Source organism: Segatella baroniae DSM 16972 = JCM 13447 (genome assembly GCF_000426585.1).
GTDB classification, from domain to species: Bacteria; Bacteroidota; Bacteroidia; order Bacteroidales; family Bacteroidaceae; genus Prevotella; species Prevotella baroniae.
Map to the genome: position 1 here is coordinate 37,353 of NZ_AUFQ01000007.1, position 14,418 is coordinate 51,770.

At 57.4% G+C, this 14,418-nt stretch carries 15 protein-coding genes; 3 read left to right on the plus strand and 12 right to left on the minus strand.

All coding sequences use genetic code 11. From position 1 onward, the window contains the following. Nucleotides 1-71: 71 nt before the first annotated feature. From K334_RS0106675 to K334_RS0106730, 12 genes are all read right to left on the minus strand, one after another. Nucleotides 72-1,100 carry a threonine aldolase family protein gene (locus tag K334_RS0106675; RefSeq protein ID WP_025881657.1) on the minus strand — a complete coding sequence of 343 codons (1,029 nt, stop codon included), beginning with the start codon at nucleotides 1,098-1,100 and terminating at the stop codon, nucleotides 72-74. A gap of 119 nt (nucleotides 1,101-1,219) precedes the next feature. Beyond that, nucleotides 1,220-2,182: a Rossmann-fold NAD(P)-binding domain-containing protein gene (locus K334_RS0106680; RefSeq protein ID WP_025881659.1), complete on the minus strand. Its 963-nt coding sequence runs from the start codon at nucleotides 2,180-2,182 to the stop codon at nucleotides 1,220-1,222. A 69-nt stretch (nucleotides 2,183-2,251) separates the two neighbouring features. After that, on the minus strand, nucleotides 2,252-3,928 hold the full coding sequence (locus tag K334_RS0106685; RefSeq protein WP_027444718.1) for an AMP-binding protein: 1,677 nt from the start codon (nucleotides 3,926-3,928) through the stop codon (nucleotides 2,252-2,254). Between the two features lie 13 nt (nucleotides 3,929-3,941). Continuing rightward, nucleotides 3,942-4,496, minus strand: a complete 555-nt coding sequence (locus tag K334_RS0106690) for a helix-turn-helix domain-containing protein (protein WP_025881661.1) — start codon at nucleotides 4,494-4,496, stop codon at nucleotides 3,942-3,944. Between the two features lie 86 nt (nucleotides 4,497-4,582). Beyond that, on the minus strand, nucleotides 4,583-5,722 hold the full coding sequence (locus tag K334_RS0106695) for an aspartate aminotransferase family protein (RefSeq protein WP_027444719.1): 1,140 nt from the start codon (nucleotides 5,720-5,722) through the stop codon (nucleotides 4,583-4,585). Nucleotides 5,723-5,839: 117 nt separating this feature from the next. Next, complete coding sequence (gene argC / locus K334_RS0106700; protein WP_025881663.1) at nucleotides 5,840-6,823, minus strand: N-acetyl-gamma-glutamyl-phosphate reductase; 984 nt, start codon at nucleotides 6,821-6,823, stop codon at nucleotides 5,840-5,842. A 10-nt stretch (nucleotides 6,824-6,833) separates the two neighbouring features. Beyond that, complete coding sequence (locus K334_RS0106705; protein ID WP_021588747.1) at nucleotides 6,834-7,025, minus strand: PspC domain-containing protein; 192 nt, start codon at nucleotides 7,023-7,025, stop codon at nucleotides 6,834-6,836. Between the two features lie 71 nt (nucleotides 7,026-7,096). Then, a complete protein-coding gene (locus K334_RS0106710) occupies nucleotides 7,097-8,350 on the minus strand; it encodes an argininosuccinate synthase (RefSeq protein ID WP_025881664.1) in 1,254 nt (417 codons plus the stop codon). Nucleotides 8,351-8,448: 98 nt separating this feature from the next. Then, nucleotides 8,449-9,057 (minus strand): GNAT family N-acetyltransferase, encoded by a 609-nt coding sequence (locus K334_RS0106715; RefSeq protein ID WP_021588859.1) that lies wholly within the window; start codon nucleotides 9,055-9,057, stop codon nucleotides 8,449-8,451. A gap of 16 nt (nucleotides 9,058-9,073) precedes the next feature. Next, a complete protein-coding gene (locus K334_RS0106720; RefSeq protein ID WP_025881665.1) occupies nucleotides 9,074-9,550 on the minus strand; it encodes an arginine repressor in 477 nt (158 codons plus the stop codon). A gap of 230 nt (nucleotides 9,551-9,780) precedes the next feature. Then, on the minus strand, nucleotides 9,781-10,428 hold the full coding sequence (locus tag K334_RS0106725; protein ID WP_025881666.1) for a DUF4923 family protein: 648 nt from the start codon (nucleotides 10,426-10,428) through the stop codon (nucleotides 9,781-9,783). Nucleotides 10,429-10,555: 127 nt separating this feature from the next. Further along, nucleotides 10,556-11,272, minus strand: coding sequence for a Bax inhibitor-1/YccA family protein (locus K334_RS0106730; protein WP_027444721.1), 717 nt, complete (start codon nucleotides 11,270-11,272; stop codon nucleotides 10,556-10,558). Nucleotides 11,273-11,531: 259 nt separating this feature from the next. Here K334_RS0106730 and ung point away from each other — a divergent pair, with 259 nt between their 5' ends. The 3 genes from ung (at nucleotide 11,532) to K334_RS0106745 (ending at nucleotide 14,398) form a co-directional block, all read left to right on the plus strand. Further along, the gene (ung, locus tag K334_RS0106735; protein ID WP_027444722.1) at nucleotides 11,532-12,197 is read left to right on the plus strand and encodes a uracil-DNA glycosylase; all 666 of its coding nucleotides are present in this window, start codon (nucleotides 11,532-11,534) and stop codon (nucleotides 12,195-12,197) included. A 110-nt stretch (nucleotides 12,198-12,307) separates the two neighbouring features. Further along, nucleotides 12,308-12,943 carry a DUF3109 family protein gene (locus K334_RS0106740; RefSeq protein ID WP_025881667.1) on the plus strand — a complete coding sequence of 212 codons (636 nt, stop codon included), beginning with the start codon at nucleotides 12,308-12,310 and terminating at the stop codon, nucleotides 12,941-12,943. 519 nt (nucleotides 12,944-13,462) lie between these two features. Continuing rightward, nucleotides 13,463-14,398, plus strand: coding sequence for a FecR family protein (locus tag K334_RS0106745; protein WP_027444723.1), 936 nt, complete (start codon nucleotides 13,463-13,465; stop codon nucleotides 14,396-14,398). The last annotated feature ends 20 nt before the right edge of the window (nucleotides 14,399-14,418 follow it).

Below are 14,418 nucleotides of genomic sequence, written 5' to 3' on the forward strand. Positions count from 1 at the left end.
GATTTGCAACGTGAAATCCGCATGGGGCTCGGTCATGAATCGATGGCGACGGACGCATCGCAGGCTTCCGTCTATAGGTTTTCTTCCAGATAGTCCAGTTCTTCCGGCTTCGTGGCCCAGCTGGTGACGAAGCGGCAGATCATGTTTTCCTTGTCGTAAGGCCCCCAATGCGTGAAGACGATGTCTTTCCGGCACAGCTGCTTGACGGTCTCGTTGCTGAGAATGACGAACTGCTGATTGGTGGGCGAGTCGATGAAGAAGCGGAAGCCCTTGGCTTGGAATATCCGCTTCATGCGCATGGCCATGTCGTTGGCGTGGCGGGAGATGTCGAAGTAGAGGTTGTCGGTGAAGAGCGCGTCGAACTGGACGCCCAGCAGCCGGCCCTTCGCCATGAGTGCCCCATGCTGTTTCTGGATGTTGAAGAAGTGCTCGTGGGCGTTGTTGTGGGTGAAGACGACCGCTTCGCCGCACAATGCGCCGATTTTTGTGCCGCCGATGTAGAACACGTCGCAGTGCTTGGCCAGGTAGGGGAGCGTGATGTCGTTGCCTTCGGCCATGAGACCGTATCCCAAGCGTGCGCCGTCCACGTAGAGCGGGAGCTTGTAGCGGCGGCAGACCTCGAAGATCTCGTCAAGCTCGCGAGCCGAATAGAGCGTGCCGTATTCGGTGGGGAAGGTGATGTAGACCATGCCGGGGTAGACCGAGTGGGAGGCGTTTCCGTCGTGCAGGAAGTTGTAGAGATAATCGTCCAGGGCCTGCGCGTTCATCTTTCCATTCTCTTCTTTGATGGAAATGACCTTGTGTTCGGTGAACTCTATCGCGCCCGCCTCATGCGTATTGATGTGCCCGGTCTCCACGCTGACCACGCCTTCGTAGGTGTGCAGGATGGAATCGATGACGGTTGCGTTGGTCTGTGTGCCCCCCGCGAGGAAGAATATCTCGGCTTCCGGGTCGTCACAAGCAGCCTTTATTTTCTCTTTGGCATTGTCGCAATAGACGTCGAAACCGTATGACAGTGTCTGTTTCTCATTGGTTTCGACAAGGTGCTGCAGCACTTTGGGGTGCGCACCATTGTTGTAGTCGCTTTCAAAAGATATCATTGGTTGTTTGATTATTTGGCTGCAAAGCTACATTTTTTTTGCATAATATTGGCAAAGGCTCATCAGAAAAATGTCGTTGCAGCGTCCGTTCGTGGACAAAACGGGATGGATGGCGGCTTTCAAAGGGTTTCGAGCATGCGTTTGATGACCACTTCGGCACTGATTTCACGATTGGCGGCCTCCGGGATGACGAGGCTTCGGGGGCTTTCGATGACCTCGTCGGTGACGACGAGCCCACGGCGCACAGGCAGGCAGTGCATGAAACGTGCGTTTTCGGTCAGCGCCATGGATGCGCTGTCGACCGTCCAGGCGGCATCTTCGGTCAGAATCTTTCCGTAGTCGGCCGGCCGGGTGACGCCCGGACAGCTCCAGTTCTTGGCATAAATGAAGTGGGCGCCTACGAAAGCCTTGCGCCGGTCATACTCTACGGTGGCGTTTCCGACGAACTTCGGGTCGAGTTCGTAGCCTTGCGGATGGGTGACGACAAGTTCGACGTCGGCCGCGTTCATCCATTGCGCAAAGCTGTTGGGGACGGCTTGGGGCAGGGCGCGGCAGTGGGGAGCCCACGTGAGCACCACCTTGGGGTGCCGGCAGGGCTTGTAGGCGTCGATGGTGATGAGGTCGGCGAAGGCTTGGAGCGGATGGACGGTGGCCGTCTCCATGGCGAAGACGGGCCGGCCGCTGTGCTCGACAAACTGGTTGACGATGGTTTCGGCGTAGTCGAACTCTCTATCGGTGAGCCCGGCGAAGCTCCGAATGCCGATCAGATCGCAGTAACAGCCCATCACGGGGATGGCTTCGAGCAGGTGTTCACTCTTGTCGCCGTTCATGATGACGCCGCGTTCGGTCTCCAGTTTCCACGCGCCGGCGTTCACGTCGAGCACGATGACGTTCATTCCGAGGTTCATCGCGGCCTTCTGTGTGCTGAGTCGCGTGCGGAGACTGTTGTTGAAGAATATCATCAGCAGCGTCTTGTTGCGGCCAAGGTGCTGGAATCCGTAGCGGTTCTTCTCTACTTCCCGTGCCTCCTGCAATGCCTGGGCAAGGTCGCCCAAGTCTTCTACGTTGAAAAAGGTCTTCATAAGCGTGGTCGGTTGTTTATGAGTTGTCGTCGTTCTGTCGCTCCCCGCGGCCGTGTGGTCTGCGGCCGCCTATTTCCGATTGTCCTTCTCGCGTATTTCCACGCGGCGGATCTTGCCGGATATGGTCTTGGGAAGCTCGTCCACGAACTCGATGATGCGTGGATACTTGTATGGCGCGGTCTCGTGCTTCACGTGTTCCTGCAACTCTTTGACCAAGCTGTCGCCCCTCTTGTCCTTCCATTCCTTTGTAAGGACCACGGTGGCTTTCACCACCATGCCGCGAATCGGGTCGGGAACGCCTGTGATGGCACACTCCACGACGGCCGGATGGGTCATCAGCGCGCTCTCGACCTCGAACGGTCCGATGCGGTAGCCCGAGCTTTTGATGACATCGTCCATGCGTCCGACAAACCAGAAGTAGCCGTCGGCGTCGCGCCAAGCCATGTCGCCGGTGTGATAGAGCCCGTCGTGCCACACCTCCTTGGTCTTTTCCTCGTCGCGGTAGTAGCATTTGAAAAGCCCCAAGGGCTTCTCGTCGCCCACGCGAACGCAGATTTCGCCCTTCTCTCCGTCCTCGCATTCCGTGCCGTCGGGCTTCAGCAGCCGGATGTCGTACTGTGCGTTGGGCTTGCCCATGCTTCCCGGCTTCGGCGTCATCCATGGGAAGGTGCCCAACGTCATGGTCGTTTCGGTCTGGCCGAAGCCCTCCATCATCTTGATACCCGTCAGTTGGCGGAACTTTTCATAGACGGCGGGCTCCAAAGCCTCACCGGCGGTGGTGCAATAGGTCAGCGACGAGAGGTCGTACTTGGTGAAGTCCTCCTGAATCATGAAGCGATAGATGGTGGGCGGCGCGCAGAAGGAGGTGACGCGATACCTTTCCATCTGCCGCATGATTTTTTCGGCCGTGAACTTCTCATGGTCGAAGACGAAGACCGTGGCTCCGGCGAACCATTGTCCGTACAGTTTGCCCCACACGGCTTTGCCCCATCCCGTGTCGGCCACGGTCAGGTGAATGCTGTTCTCGTCGAGGTTGTGCCAGAATACGCCCGTGGTGAGGTGGCCCAAGGCATAGAGGAAGTCGTGGGCCACCATCTTCGGTTCGCCGCTGGTGCCGCTGGTGAAGTACATCAGCATGGTGTCTTCGTTGCTGTTGACAAATGCCGGTCGACGAAACTTGTCCGTTTGCTTCCATTCCTTGCTCCAATCGTGGAATCCTTCGGGCACGGCCTTCGTCTCCTCCGACAGCGAATTGACGGCCACCAGCACCTTCACGGTCGGACTTTCGGCCATGGCGGCCTTCACCTGACCGGTCACATATTCGTCATTGACGCACAGGATGGCTTTCACGCCGGCCCGCTCGTTTCTATATACGATGTCGTGCTTGGTGAGCATGTGGGTCGCGGGGATGGCCACGGCCCCCAGTTTGTGCAGCGCCAGCATGGACAGCCACCACTGGTAGTGGCGTTTCAGGATGAGCATCACCTTGTCGCCGTGGCCGATACCCAAGCTTTGGTAGTAGGCTGCGGCCTGGTCGGTCTGCTCTTTCAGCTCCTTGAACGTAAAACGGAGTTCCTTGCCATGCTCGTCAGTCCACAAGAGTGCCGGTTTGTTGGGCGCTTCTTCAGCCCATGCGTCGATGACGTCGTAGGCGAAGTTGAAGTTTTCGGGAATGATGAACTTGAGATGTTGCCTGTAGTCTTCCTCCGAAGAGAAGCGGGTCTGCTTTAAAAATCTTTCAATCATTGTCTGTTTAGAATTAGATGGCTATACATAAGAACTTGACAGGCTTGCCATCCAAGGCCCGCATGCAGTGGGGTTGGCGGGCGTCGAAGTAGATGCTGTCGCCAACTTCCAACACCAGTGTCTTCTCGCCGAGGGTCAATTCGAGCCGACCGTCGATCACCACGTCGAACTCTTGCCCGTCGTGTGAGTTCTTGTTGAACCTTGCGTCGTCCGGCAGCGGGTCTACCTGCACCAGAAACGGGTCCACCTTGCGCCCTTTGAAGCCGCTGGCCAGGCTCTGGTACTTGTAATCCTTGCGGCGTTCGACGGTCGGCCCCTGGTTGCGGCGTGTCAGGAAGTACGCGTCCATGCGCGGTTCTTCGCCGAACATCAGCACGTCGAGGCTGATTCCGTAGCGTTTGGAAATCTTGGAAAGGCGATAGACGGACGGGTCCGCTTCGCCGTTTTCAATCTTTAGATAATGTTCAAGGGTGATGTCGCACAACTCGGCCACTTCTTCCGCGGGGATGTCGAGCACCTCACGAAGTCCTTTGAGGCGCTGGCCTATTTGTTTCAATGAATCTTCCATAATAATCTGTTGATGAATATAGCCGCCTCCAAAAGTAGCAAATCTTTTCCGATTCGCAAGCAAGAGGCAGCCTTTTTATGCGTAAGTCAGTCGTTTAGCACGGTTTCCAGCCGTCGGATGAAATCGTCTGCATTGTCTCTCGACAGGCATAGCGGCGGCAGAAGGCGCAACATGTCGCTTCCGGCGCACCCTGTGAAGCAGCGTTGTTCGTAGATGAGCTTGCCTCTCACATTCTTGTGGGGGATGTCCAGCAGTACGCCGAGCATGAGACCGCGTCCACGAACTTCCAGAATGTGGGGGTTGCGCTGTTGCAGTTGTTTCAATTCATCGACGAGATATTCGCCGACGAGGTGCGCGTTCTCGACGAGTCCTTCGTTTTCAAATACGTCGAGTACGGCCAATGCGGCCGTGCAGGCCAAATGGTTGCCGCCGAACGTCGTACCCAGTTGGCCGTAGGTGGGCTGAAAATCGGGCGAAACAAGCACGCCACCCATCGGGAAACCGTTGCCCATGCCCTTGGCTACGCTGATCAGATCGGGGCGAATGCCCAGCCACTGGTGGGCGAAGAACTTGCCTGTACGGCCGTAGCCGCATTGGATTTCGTCGCAGACGAGCACCGTCCCATGTCGCTTGCAGGCTGCTTGTAGGCCTTGGGCGAATGCGGGTGTCGCCATGTCAAGGCCGCCGACACCCTGAATGCACTCCAGAATGCAGGCGCACACATCGCCCTTGGCCAGTTCCGTCTCCCAGGCTTCAAGGTCGTTGAGTGGCAGGTGAGTCACGTGGTTGTTGGCGTTGATGGGCGCGATGATGCTGGGATTGTCGGTCACTTCGACAGCCAGCGACGTGCGGCCGTGGAACGCTTTCCGAGCGGAAAGCACACGGGTGCGGCCCGTTTGGAACGAAGCCAGCTTCAAACAGTTCTCGTTTGCCTCGGCACCGCTGTTGACCAAGAACAGCTGATAGCCGTCATAGCCGCTGATGCGGCCCAGCCGTTCGGCCAATTCAACTTGCAACTCGTTGATGACGGAGTTGCTGTAGAAGCCCAGGCGGCCCAGTTGTGCCGTCATCTTTTCCACGTAATGGGGATGACAATGGCCTATGCTGATGACGGCATGCCCGCCATACAGGTCGAGATATTCCCGTTCAAGGTCGTCCCAGACGCTTGTTCCTTTTCCCTTTACAATGTTTACATCGAATAGGGGATATACGTTGAATAAGTTCATGTTGCCTCCCCCGACCCCTCCCAAGGAGGAGAGTGCCTCGCGGGGGGTCGCTGTTGGGGCACCGCTCGTTCTTTGTTTGGTTGTATTCTCTGTCTGAGATGATGCGAACTTCACTTTTCAAAAGGCGATTCCCTTTGTTTTCAGTCCCATCGTCTCGTCCCGTCCGAACATGATGTTCATGTTCTGGACGGCTTGCCCCGCGGCTCCTTTCAGCAGGTTGTCGATTACGCAGGTGACGACGGCCTTGTTGCCGAACTTTTCGAGATGGACAAGCGCCTTGTTGGTGTTCACCACTTGTTTCAAATCCGGTGCCTTATATATATAATAGGTGAAAGCCGCTTCGCGGTAAAAGTCCTCGTAGAGGGAGACGAGTTGCCCGGCGGTGGGGTTGGAGGAAGCTCCTTCGTCGCCGTCAAACCTTACCACCTCGGTGCAGAAAATGCCGCGCGTGAAGTCGCCGCGATAAGGGATGAAGTCGATGGAGGCGTCGAGTGAGCCTTGCAATTCGGCCAGACTGTGTCGTATTTCGGCCAGATGTTGGTGGCTGAAGACCTTGTAGACGCTGATGTTGTCGTTGCGCCAAGAGAAGTGGGTGGTGTTTCCGGGCTTCTGTCCGGCCCCCGTGCTGCCTGTGATCGCGTTGACACTGACATCGTGTTTGAGCAGTCCGGCCTTGGCCAAAGGCAGCAATCCCAGTTGGATGCAGGTGGCGAAGCAGCCCGGGTTGGCCACGAAACGGGCCTTGGCGATGCCCGCCTTGTGGAGTTCGGGCAGCCCGTAGACCGCTTCCGGGGCCAGTCTGAAGTCCTGGGCCAGGTCGATGACCCGCACGTTGGCGGGTATCTTGTGCTCTTCCATGAACCTTTTGCTCTTGCCATGACCGAAGCAGAAGAAGACGACATCGACCCTTTCAAAGGGCATGTCGGCCGTAAACGTCAGGTCGGTCTCGCCATACAGGTTCTCATGGACGTCACTCACCCGGTTGCCCGCATTGCTCTCGCTGTTGGCAAAGACGATTTCCGCCTCGGGATGGTTGAGCAACAGACTGGTCAATTCGCCGCCCGTATAGCCGGCCGCACCTAAAATACCAACTTTTATCATGTTCGTCGTCCTACTGTTTGGGCATGACGATCCACAGGAAGATGTAGATCAGAATGCCCGGGAAGCCTGCGCTGAACACCGAAAGCAACACGTAGGCCAGGCGCAGGATGGCCGGGTCCCAATCCAAATACTCGGCGATACCGCCTAAAATGCCTGCAATCCACTTGTCGTTGGTCGACCTCAATAGTTTTTTTCTTGTCATTTTCTTGTCTTTAAAGGTTGTCGTTGAACGTTAGACGTCCGTCGGTGCGGAAAGGTTGCGCCGCCTGCGGCTTATCGCTGCTCGTCGGGGTGCATGCCGTAGAACACGCGGAGCGGCGTGGAGCTGACCTTGATGAAGCCTTTGGCGTCGTCCGCCGTCCATCCGTGTTGCATCTCGCCATACTCGCCGAGCTTCGACCGGGTCAGGTCATCGGTCGAATCCACGCCCACCGTCTGGAAACCGTATGGGAAGAGGCGCAGGATGGCCGTGCCGTTCACGTGCCGCTGGCTGCTCGTGAGCATGGCTTCGATGTCGGGCATGACCGGTTCCATGTATTGGCTTTCGTGCAGAAACATGCCATACCAATTTCCCACCTGGTCTTTCCAATACTGTTGCCACTTGCTGAGCGTGCTCTTTTCGAGCAGCCGATGGGCTTCGATGATGAGTTTCGGGGCGGCTGCCTCGAAGCCCACGCGTCCCTTGATGCCGACTATCGTGTCGCCCACGTTGCAGTCGCGGCCGATGGCGTATGCGGAGCCTATCTCTTCGATGCGGCGGATGGCCTTCACCTTGTCCGCGAAGGCTTCGCCGTTCACGGCCGCAATCTCTCCGTGCTCGAAAGTGATGCGCAATTCCGACGCGTCGTCGCGTGTCAGGTGTTTCAGATAGGCCTCTTCGGGCAGTCCCCGCGTAGGGTCGAGCAGTTCGCCGCCGCAGATGCTCGTGCCCCAGACGCCCACGTTGTAGCTGTATTTCAGCTTGGTGAAGTCTGCATGGAAACCGTGTGCGTTCAGATAGTCGGTCTCTTCCCGTCGACTGAGCGCGTGGTCGCGTGTCAGCGTAATGATTTCCATGCCCGGGGCCATCACGAGGAACGTCATGTCGAAGCGTATCTGGTCGTTGCCGGCCCCGGTAGAACCGTGGGCAATGGCGTCGGCGCCGACCTCCTTGGCGTAGCGTGCGATGGCGATGGCTTGGAAAATGCGCTCGCTGCTCACCGAGATGGGGTAGCAGTTGTTGCGCATGACGTTGCCGAATATCATGTATTTCAGGCTCTTCTCATAGTATTCCTGCGTCACGTCGAGCGTCACGTACTTCACCGCGCCCAGCTTGTAGGCGTTCTCCTCGTTGCTTTTCAACTGTTCTGGGCTGAAACCTCCCGTGTCGGCGCAGGCCGCGTAGACCTCCCAGCCCTCCTCTTTCAGTTTCATGACGGTGTAGGACGTGTCAAGTCCGCCCGAGTAGGCCACGACGACCCTGCCCGGTCCTTTTCGGCGGCGGTGGGATGTCGCCGCCGCAAGGCTGTTGTTTGTTTGTTGTTCCATGTCTCCTTGTTTATATGATGCGATTTGGCGGCCTGCGGGGGAACGCCCTTTTCGATGGCGATGGCCTGCGGGTGGATTCCCCCAAGGGGCTTCCGCCGTCATTGGTCAGCCTGGTGTCTGCCCTCCATCCGCCTTATCCTCTCCATCACCTCTGCCGGAATCTTGGCCGGCAGGTGGTCTTCAGGGTCGAAGAGCATGGCGGTGCAGATGCAGTAGTGGCGGTCGGTGCGGTGAAGCACGTCCACGTTGCAGCAGCTTTCGCAGCCACGCCAGAACGCTTCGTCGTCGGTCAGGTCGCTGAAGGTCACGGGGTGGTAGCCCAGGCGGGTGTTCATCTTCATGACGGCCGACCCGCTGGTCAGCGAGAATATCTTGGCGTGGGGCCAACGCTTGCGGGCCAGCGTGAAAGTCATGTCCTTGATGCGCTTGGCCACGCCCCGTCCCCGGAAGTCGGGGTGTACGATGAGGCCCGAAGTGGTGACATACTCCTTGTTGCCCCACGTCTCTATGTAGCTGAACCCCGCGAACCTGTCGCCCGAGAGGGCTATCACGGCCTTGGCTTCCTTGATTTTCGTGAGCAGATATTCGTGTGTGCGCTTGGCGATTCCTGTGCCACGCACTTGTGCCGCCTCTTCGATTGTCTTGAGAATCGTGTCCACGAACTTCTCATGCGACACATCGGCCACCATCACTTCAATCTCTTCCATTCCTTTCCGTCCTTCTTCAGAATATCGAGTCGACGGCCTTGGTGATGTCCAAGGTCAGCTCTTCCAGGTTGGCGTACTCCTTGATGACGACGAATATCGTGTCGTCGCCGGCGATGGTGCCGAGAATGGCCGGGATGTCGCTGTTGTCTATGTTGTAGGCAATGCTGCTGGCATAGCCCGGGCGGGTCTTGATGACGCCCATGTTGCCCGCGTACTGCACCGACAGAAAGCCCGAGTTGCGCGTCATTTCGCCGGCCGGCAGCGGCTTGTGTACACGCCGGTACATCGTTTCGTTGGGCAAAACGTAGACATACTTGCCGTTCATGCTGGCGGCTTTGGCCACTTTCAGCTGCTTCATGTCACGGCTGAGCGTGGCCTGGGTGAGCGTGTATCCCTCCTTCTTGAGTTCTTGAAGCACTTCCTCCTGACTGCAAAGTTCCTTGCTGGAAATCAACATCTTCAACGTCTCGATTCTGCTTGTCTTGACTTTCATTCGATTGTATATTTATTCGTTGTTGACTGCAAAATTATGTATATCTATCGAAATGTCCAAATAAAAGTGCATATTTTTTGACTATCGCTGGCTTTTTTATGCTTGGAAGCGTATATATATGCGCGCAAAAGCGGCCTTTTCCGTCCGATACGGGGCCCTCTTGAACGGAAAAGGGCAGGCCGTCGCGCGACGGTCTGCCCTTTGTCGGTGGGTGAAATGGCGGGAGATGTCTATTTCCTCATGTCGAATCCCACGCGCACCCCTTCGTAGTTCTTGCTCAGTTCGCCGATGGCGGCGATGTTGCTGTTGCCCGTCAGCTGTCCGACGGTCTGCAGGACGGTGAGGAGTCGCTTCGACTCCGTCGTGAAACTCATGCCTTTCAACGTGCGGGTGGCATATATGGGGAAGGTGAAGAGGAATGTCTTCAGCATGATTTTCTGTTCGCTTTCATTGTAAGTCCATGTGCCGCTGAGGCTTCGGCCGGCCACCGTGCCCGTGAAGGTGTTGTCCTTGTTGAACCGCAGCTGCGTGTTGGCCGAGCTGATACCGAACTTTCCGTAGCCTCCCGAGAGCTTCTCGCGGATGGAACCGGCCGCCACTTCGCCGCCCGCGCGGGCCAGGGCGTTGTCGCTCGTGAAGGCTACGCCCGGTTCGTAGTAGTTCCAGGTGCCGTAGAGGTCGTTCGTCGACGGCTTGTTGATACCGAGCACGCTGCCCAGGATGTTGCCGATGGTGTTGGGGTTGGTGGCCGAACCCACGACGCTGCCCAGGACGTCGCCTGTCGTCGCTGTCGTCTTGCCGCCGGTTGCGGCGCCGCAGCCCGTCAACAGGGTGCCGGCGGCCAGCAGGGCGGCCGCCATGACTTTGGATTTCTTCATTTGTTGTCTTGTCGTTTATATGTGGATTATGCGTGTTCTTTCCATTGCCTCAGGGGCAAAAGACAAGGATGACGCGCCGGTCGCGTGCCCGCGGTTCATCCTTGTCTGTCGAGCTGCTGCCGATCGCTCAGTTGTTGCTGCGTCCGAAGAAGCGGAGCAGGTAGATGAAGAGGTTGATGAAGTCGAGATACAGCGTGAGGGCGCCCAGGAGGGCCACCTTCTGCGCGGTCTCGTCGGGGTGTTCCTGCATGGCCAGGGCCGTCTTGATCTTCTGCGAGTCGTAGGCGGTCAGCCCGGTGAATATCAGTACGCCGACGGCGCTGATGACCAGGTCGAACATGGAGTTGCGCATGAAGATGTTCACCACGAGCGCGACGATCAGTCCGAGCAGCGCCATCCGCAGAATGCTGCCCAACTTGCTCAAGTCGGCCTTGGTCACGTAGCCGTAGAAGGCCATGATGCCGAAGGTGCCGGCCGTGATGTAGAAGGTCGTGGCTATGCTGGAGGCCGTGAAGGCCAGGAAGATGATCGACATGGTGACGCCGTTGAGCACGCTGTAGAGCAGGAACGACAGCGTGGCGGTCGTGAGAGACATCTTCCGGATGCGTGCCGTGAGGAACATCACGAGGGCGAACTCGGCGATGGCAATGCCCCAGAACAAAGCCCGGTTGCCGATCAGCGTGAACGCCAGATTGGTGTTGTCGGCAATGCCGTAGGCCGTGAGGCCCGTCAGGGCGAGGGCCAACGCCATCCATACATATACCTTGCGCATGAGCGCGGGGAAAGCCAATGACAGAGAACCTTCCTGCTCTCTGATCATCTTCTCCAATTCTTTTACTTCCATTTCCTTGTTGCTTTAAGTGATGATTGGCCGCGGCCCCGCGGTCGTTTTCGTCCGTCGAGGGCGCATGGCTTGTATTTTCTCTATGAAATCGTTGTGCAAAGATAATACCATTTGCCATCTTTTGGCATGAAACTTCCGCATTTTTAACGTTTTACGACAGTTAATCATTACCTTTGCGTGCGATAACCGACCGAATGTCGGCAAGTTCTTGGAGCCGGAAAGCGGCGCTTGCGCGACATCGGCGAACGACACAGTCTGTATGAACGTAAAGATAGAAGAATCATGGAGGCGGCAGGTGGGGGCCGAGTTTGAGAAGTCTTATTTCGCGAATCTCACGCGGCTGGTGCGCGAGGAGTATCTCCATCACGCCTGTTATCCCCCTGGGCCGCTCATCTTCAACGCCTTCAACCTTTGTCCATTCGACCGGGTGAAGGTCGTCGTCATCGGTCAAGACCCCTATCATGAGCCGGGACAGGCCATGGGGCTGAGCTTTTCGGTGCCCGAAGGCATACCGGCGCCGCCCTCGCTCGTCAACATTTTCAAGGAGATAGAGCTGGACTTGGGCAAGCCCATGCCCCCAAACGGCGACCTGACGCGCTGGGCCGACCAGGGAGTGCTGCTGCTCAACGCCACGCTGACCGTGCGGGCGCATGAAGCCAACAGCCACCAGAGGCTGGGGTGGTCCACCTTCACCGACGCGGCCATCAAGGCCTTGAGCGACCGCCGCGACAATCTCGTGTTCATGTTGTGGGGCGGTTTCGCCCGCGGCAAGAAGTATCTGATCGACACGAACCGCCATCTCGTGCTCGAAAGCGTCCACCCTTCGCCCCTGTCGGCCAACCGCGGCGGCTGGTTCGGCAACCGCCAGTTCTCCCGCTGCAACGCTTTTCTGGAGAGCAAGGGGCTGACGCCCGTCGAATGGTAGCCCCGCAAGTGGGCGTGCGGGCAAGTGGACGGGCCGACCGGTTGCAGGTTGACAATCTGTCAGTAGGCGGCAATGGGGCCGACAGCCCCTTTTCAAGCTATCATGTCAAGATGAATCAAGACGAATTACATATTTTGCAGGTGGGCGACGTGCTGGTTTCGCCCGACATCATCACCGAGAAGTTTTGCTGCGACCTGGCCAAATGCAAGGGCAAGTGCTGCATCGAGGGCGACGCGGGTGCTCCCGTGACGCTCGAAGAGATAGGGGCTATCGAGGATTCGCTCGACGCCGTGTGGTCGCGGATGGGCGCCTCGGCCCAGGCGGTGGTCGACAGGCAGGGCGTGGCCTATGCCGACCGCGATGGCGACCTTGTGACGAGCATCGTGGGGGGCAGGGATTGCGTCTTCACGGAGTACAAAGACCTGACGCTCGACGATGGAACCGTCGTGCGTGACTGCTGCCTCTGCGCCCTGGAATGCGCCTTCCGTGAGGGCAGGACGGCGTTCGTGAAGCCCATTTCGTGCGCCCTCTATCCCATCCGCGTGAAGGAGTTCGGCCATGGCCTCACGGGAATCAACTATCATCGGTGGGACATCTGCAAGGACGCCGTGGCCAGAGGACGCGCCATCGGCATGCCCGTCTACAAGTTTTTGGCCGGCCCCTTGAAGCGTCGTTTCGGCGAAGCGTGGTACAAGGAGCTGTGCGAGGTGGCGGAGGAGGTGCTGAAGCAGATCGCCGGCGCATAGTTCCGTCGTCCCGTCGTGCGCGTCTGTCCGACCCGCCGCCGTCCTTCCGCATTCCAGAAGCCGTGCTTTGACCGCGCAAGAGCTGTCCTTTTGCAAGGTGAAAGGGCCGCGATTGCGCTGTAAAAGGGCAGCTTTTGCAAGGTAAAAAGGCTGCGGTTGCAAGATAAAAGGATAGCTTTTGCAAAATGAAAGCAGCCCTTTGACAAATTGAAAAGGCTGCTTCCATATTTCATCGGAATGTCATTTCACATTTCACACTTCACATTTCTCATTCATTGGAATGTCATTTCACATTCCTCACTTCACATTTCTCATTCATTGGAATGTCATTCCACATTCCACACTTCACATTTCACATTCAGCGAAGCCCCATTTCACATTCCACACTTCACACTTCACATTCCTCATTTCCCATTCTCTTCCGCCAAATGCGGCGGAAAATAAAAAAAACACGCATTGGCTGTCCCTCTTTCGATTGTCAGTTGTATTACCAATAGAACAATCTAAAAGACCAACCACTTGAAAGACGAACAGCAATCACCCGAAACCGAACAGCTATGGCGCAAGGCCAAGGCCATGGCCGACGACATCATAGCCCTCGAAAGCATTGACACGGCCGCGGCTTACGGCAGAGTGCGGGCGGAACTGCAGCGCAGGAAGATGCACGTGTGGCGGCAGCGGGTCACCCGATACGCCGCCATCCTCACCCTGCCGCTGCTCTTCAGCACCATCGCCTTGGGCTACCTGCTGACCAACAGGCCCACGGACGACGGGCGGATGACCGAAATCCATTCGTCCAAAGGAGCCATCCTGCGTTACGAACTGCCCGACAAGTCGGTCGTGTGGCTCAACTCCGGCAGCCGTCTGCGTTTCCCCGTCCACTTCGCCAAGGCCAACCGACAGGTCGAACTGCAAGGGGAAGGCTACTTCGAGGTCAAGGCCGACCCGCAATCCCCCTTCTATGTGAACACCTCCCACGGCCTTCAGGTCTATGTGTACGGCACCCACTTCAACGTCTCCGCCTACGAAGAGAGCGACTGCATCGAGACGGTTCTGGAGGAAGGACACGTCAATGTCGTCGTTCCCAACCGAAAGACGCAGTACACGATGGAGCAGGGTGAAATCCTTTCGTACAACAAACAGACCGGACAAATCACCTCCAGACGCGTCGACACGGCGGAGAAGGTGGCCTGGAAAGAGGGCAAGCTCGTCTTCAGGGACATGCCGTTGGAAGAGATTTTCCAGCATTTGGAACGCCACTTCAACATCGACATCACCTTTGTCAACCACTCAGGAAAGCAATACCGATACCGCGCGACGTTCTACGACGAGACCCTTCCGCAGATCATGGACTACCTGAGCAAGTCGGCCGCGCTGTCATGGCATTTCGAGAAGCCCGCGCCGGCCGCCGGTGCCAAGCCTTCCCGGCGACGCGTGCGGGTGGACTTGTATTGAACAAGGCCCCGCGGCCGTCC

What these genes read in the sequence shown, in the direction of transcription:
- K334_RS0106675 (WP_025881657.1), bottom strand. Translation starts at nt 1,100, where the DNA reads ATGATATCTTTTGAAAGCGACTACAACAATGGTGCGCACCCCAAAGTG.
- K334_RS0106680 (WP_025881659.1), bottom strand. Translation starts at nt 2,182, where the DNA reads ATGAAGACCTTTTTCAACGTAGAAGACTTGGGCGACCTTGCCCAGGCA.
- K334_RS0106685 (WP_027444718.1), bottom strand. Translation starts at nt 3,928, where the DNA reads ATGATTGAAAGATTTTTAAAGCAGACCCGCTTCTCTTCGGAGGAAGAC.
- K334_RS0106690 (WP_025881661.1), bottom strand. Translation starts at nt 4,496, where the DNA reads ATGGAAGATTCATTGAAACAAATAGGCCAGCGCCTCAAAGGACTTCGT.
- K334_RS0106695 (WP_027444719.1), bottom strand. Translation starts at nt 5,722, where the DNA reads ATGAACTTATTCAACGTATATCCCCTATTCGATGTAAACATTGTAAAG.
- argC (WP_025881663.1), bottom strand. Translation starts at nt 6,823, where the DNA reads ATGATAAAAGTTGGTATTTTAGGTGCGGCCGGCTATACGGGCGGCGAA.
- K334_RS0106705 (WP_021588747.1), bottom strand. Translation starts at nt 7,025, where the DNA reads ATGACAAGAAAAAAACTATTGAGGTCGACCAACGACAAGTGGATTGCA.
- K334_RS0106710 (WP_025881664.1), bottom strand. Translation starts at nt 8,350, where the DNA reads ATGGAACAACAAACAAACAACAGCCTTGCGGCGGCGACATCCCACCGC.
- K334_RS0106715 (WP_021588859.1), bottom strand. Translation starts at nt 9,057, where the DNA reads ATGGAAGAGATTGAAGTGATGGTGGCCGATGTGTCGCATGAGAAGTTC.
- K334_RS0106720 (WP_025881665.1), bottom strand. Translation starts at nt 9,550, where the DNA reads ATGAAAGTCAAGACAAGCAGAATCGAGACGTTGAAGATGTTGATTTCC.
- K334_RS0106725 (WP_025881666.1), bottom strand. Translation starts at nt 10,428, where the DNA reads ATGAAGAAATCCAAAGTCATGGCGGCCGCCCTGCTGGCCGCCGGCACC.
- K334_RS0106730 (WP_027444721.1), bottom strand. Translation starts at nt 11,272, where the DNA reads ATGGAAGTAAAAGAATTGGAGAAGATGATCAGAGAGCAGGAAGGTTCT.
- ung (WP_027444722.1), top strand. Translation starts at nt 11,532, where the DNA reads ATGAACGTAAAGATAGAAGAATCATGGAGGCGGCAGGTGGGGGCCGAG.
- K334_RS0106740 (WP_025881667.1), top strand. Translation starts at nt 12,308, where the DNA reads ATGAATCAAGACGAATTACATATTTTGCAGGTGGGCGACGTGCTGGTT.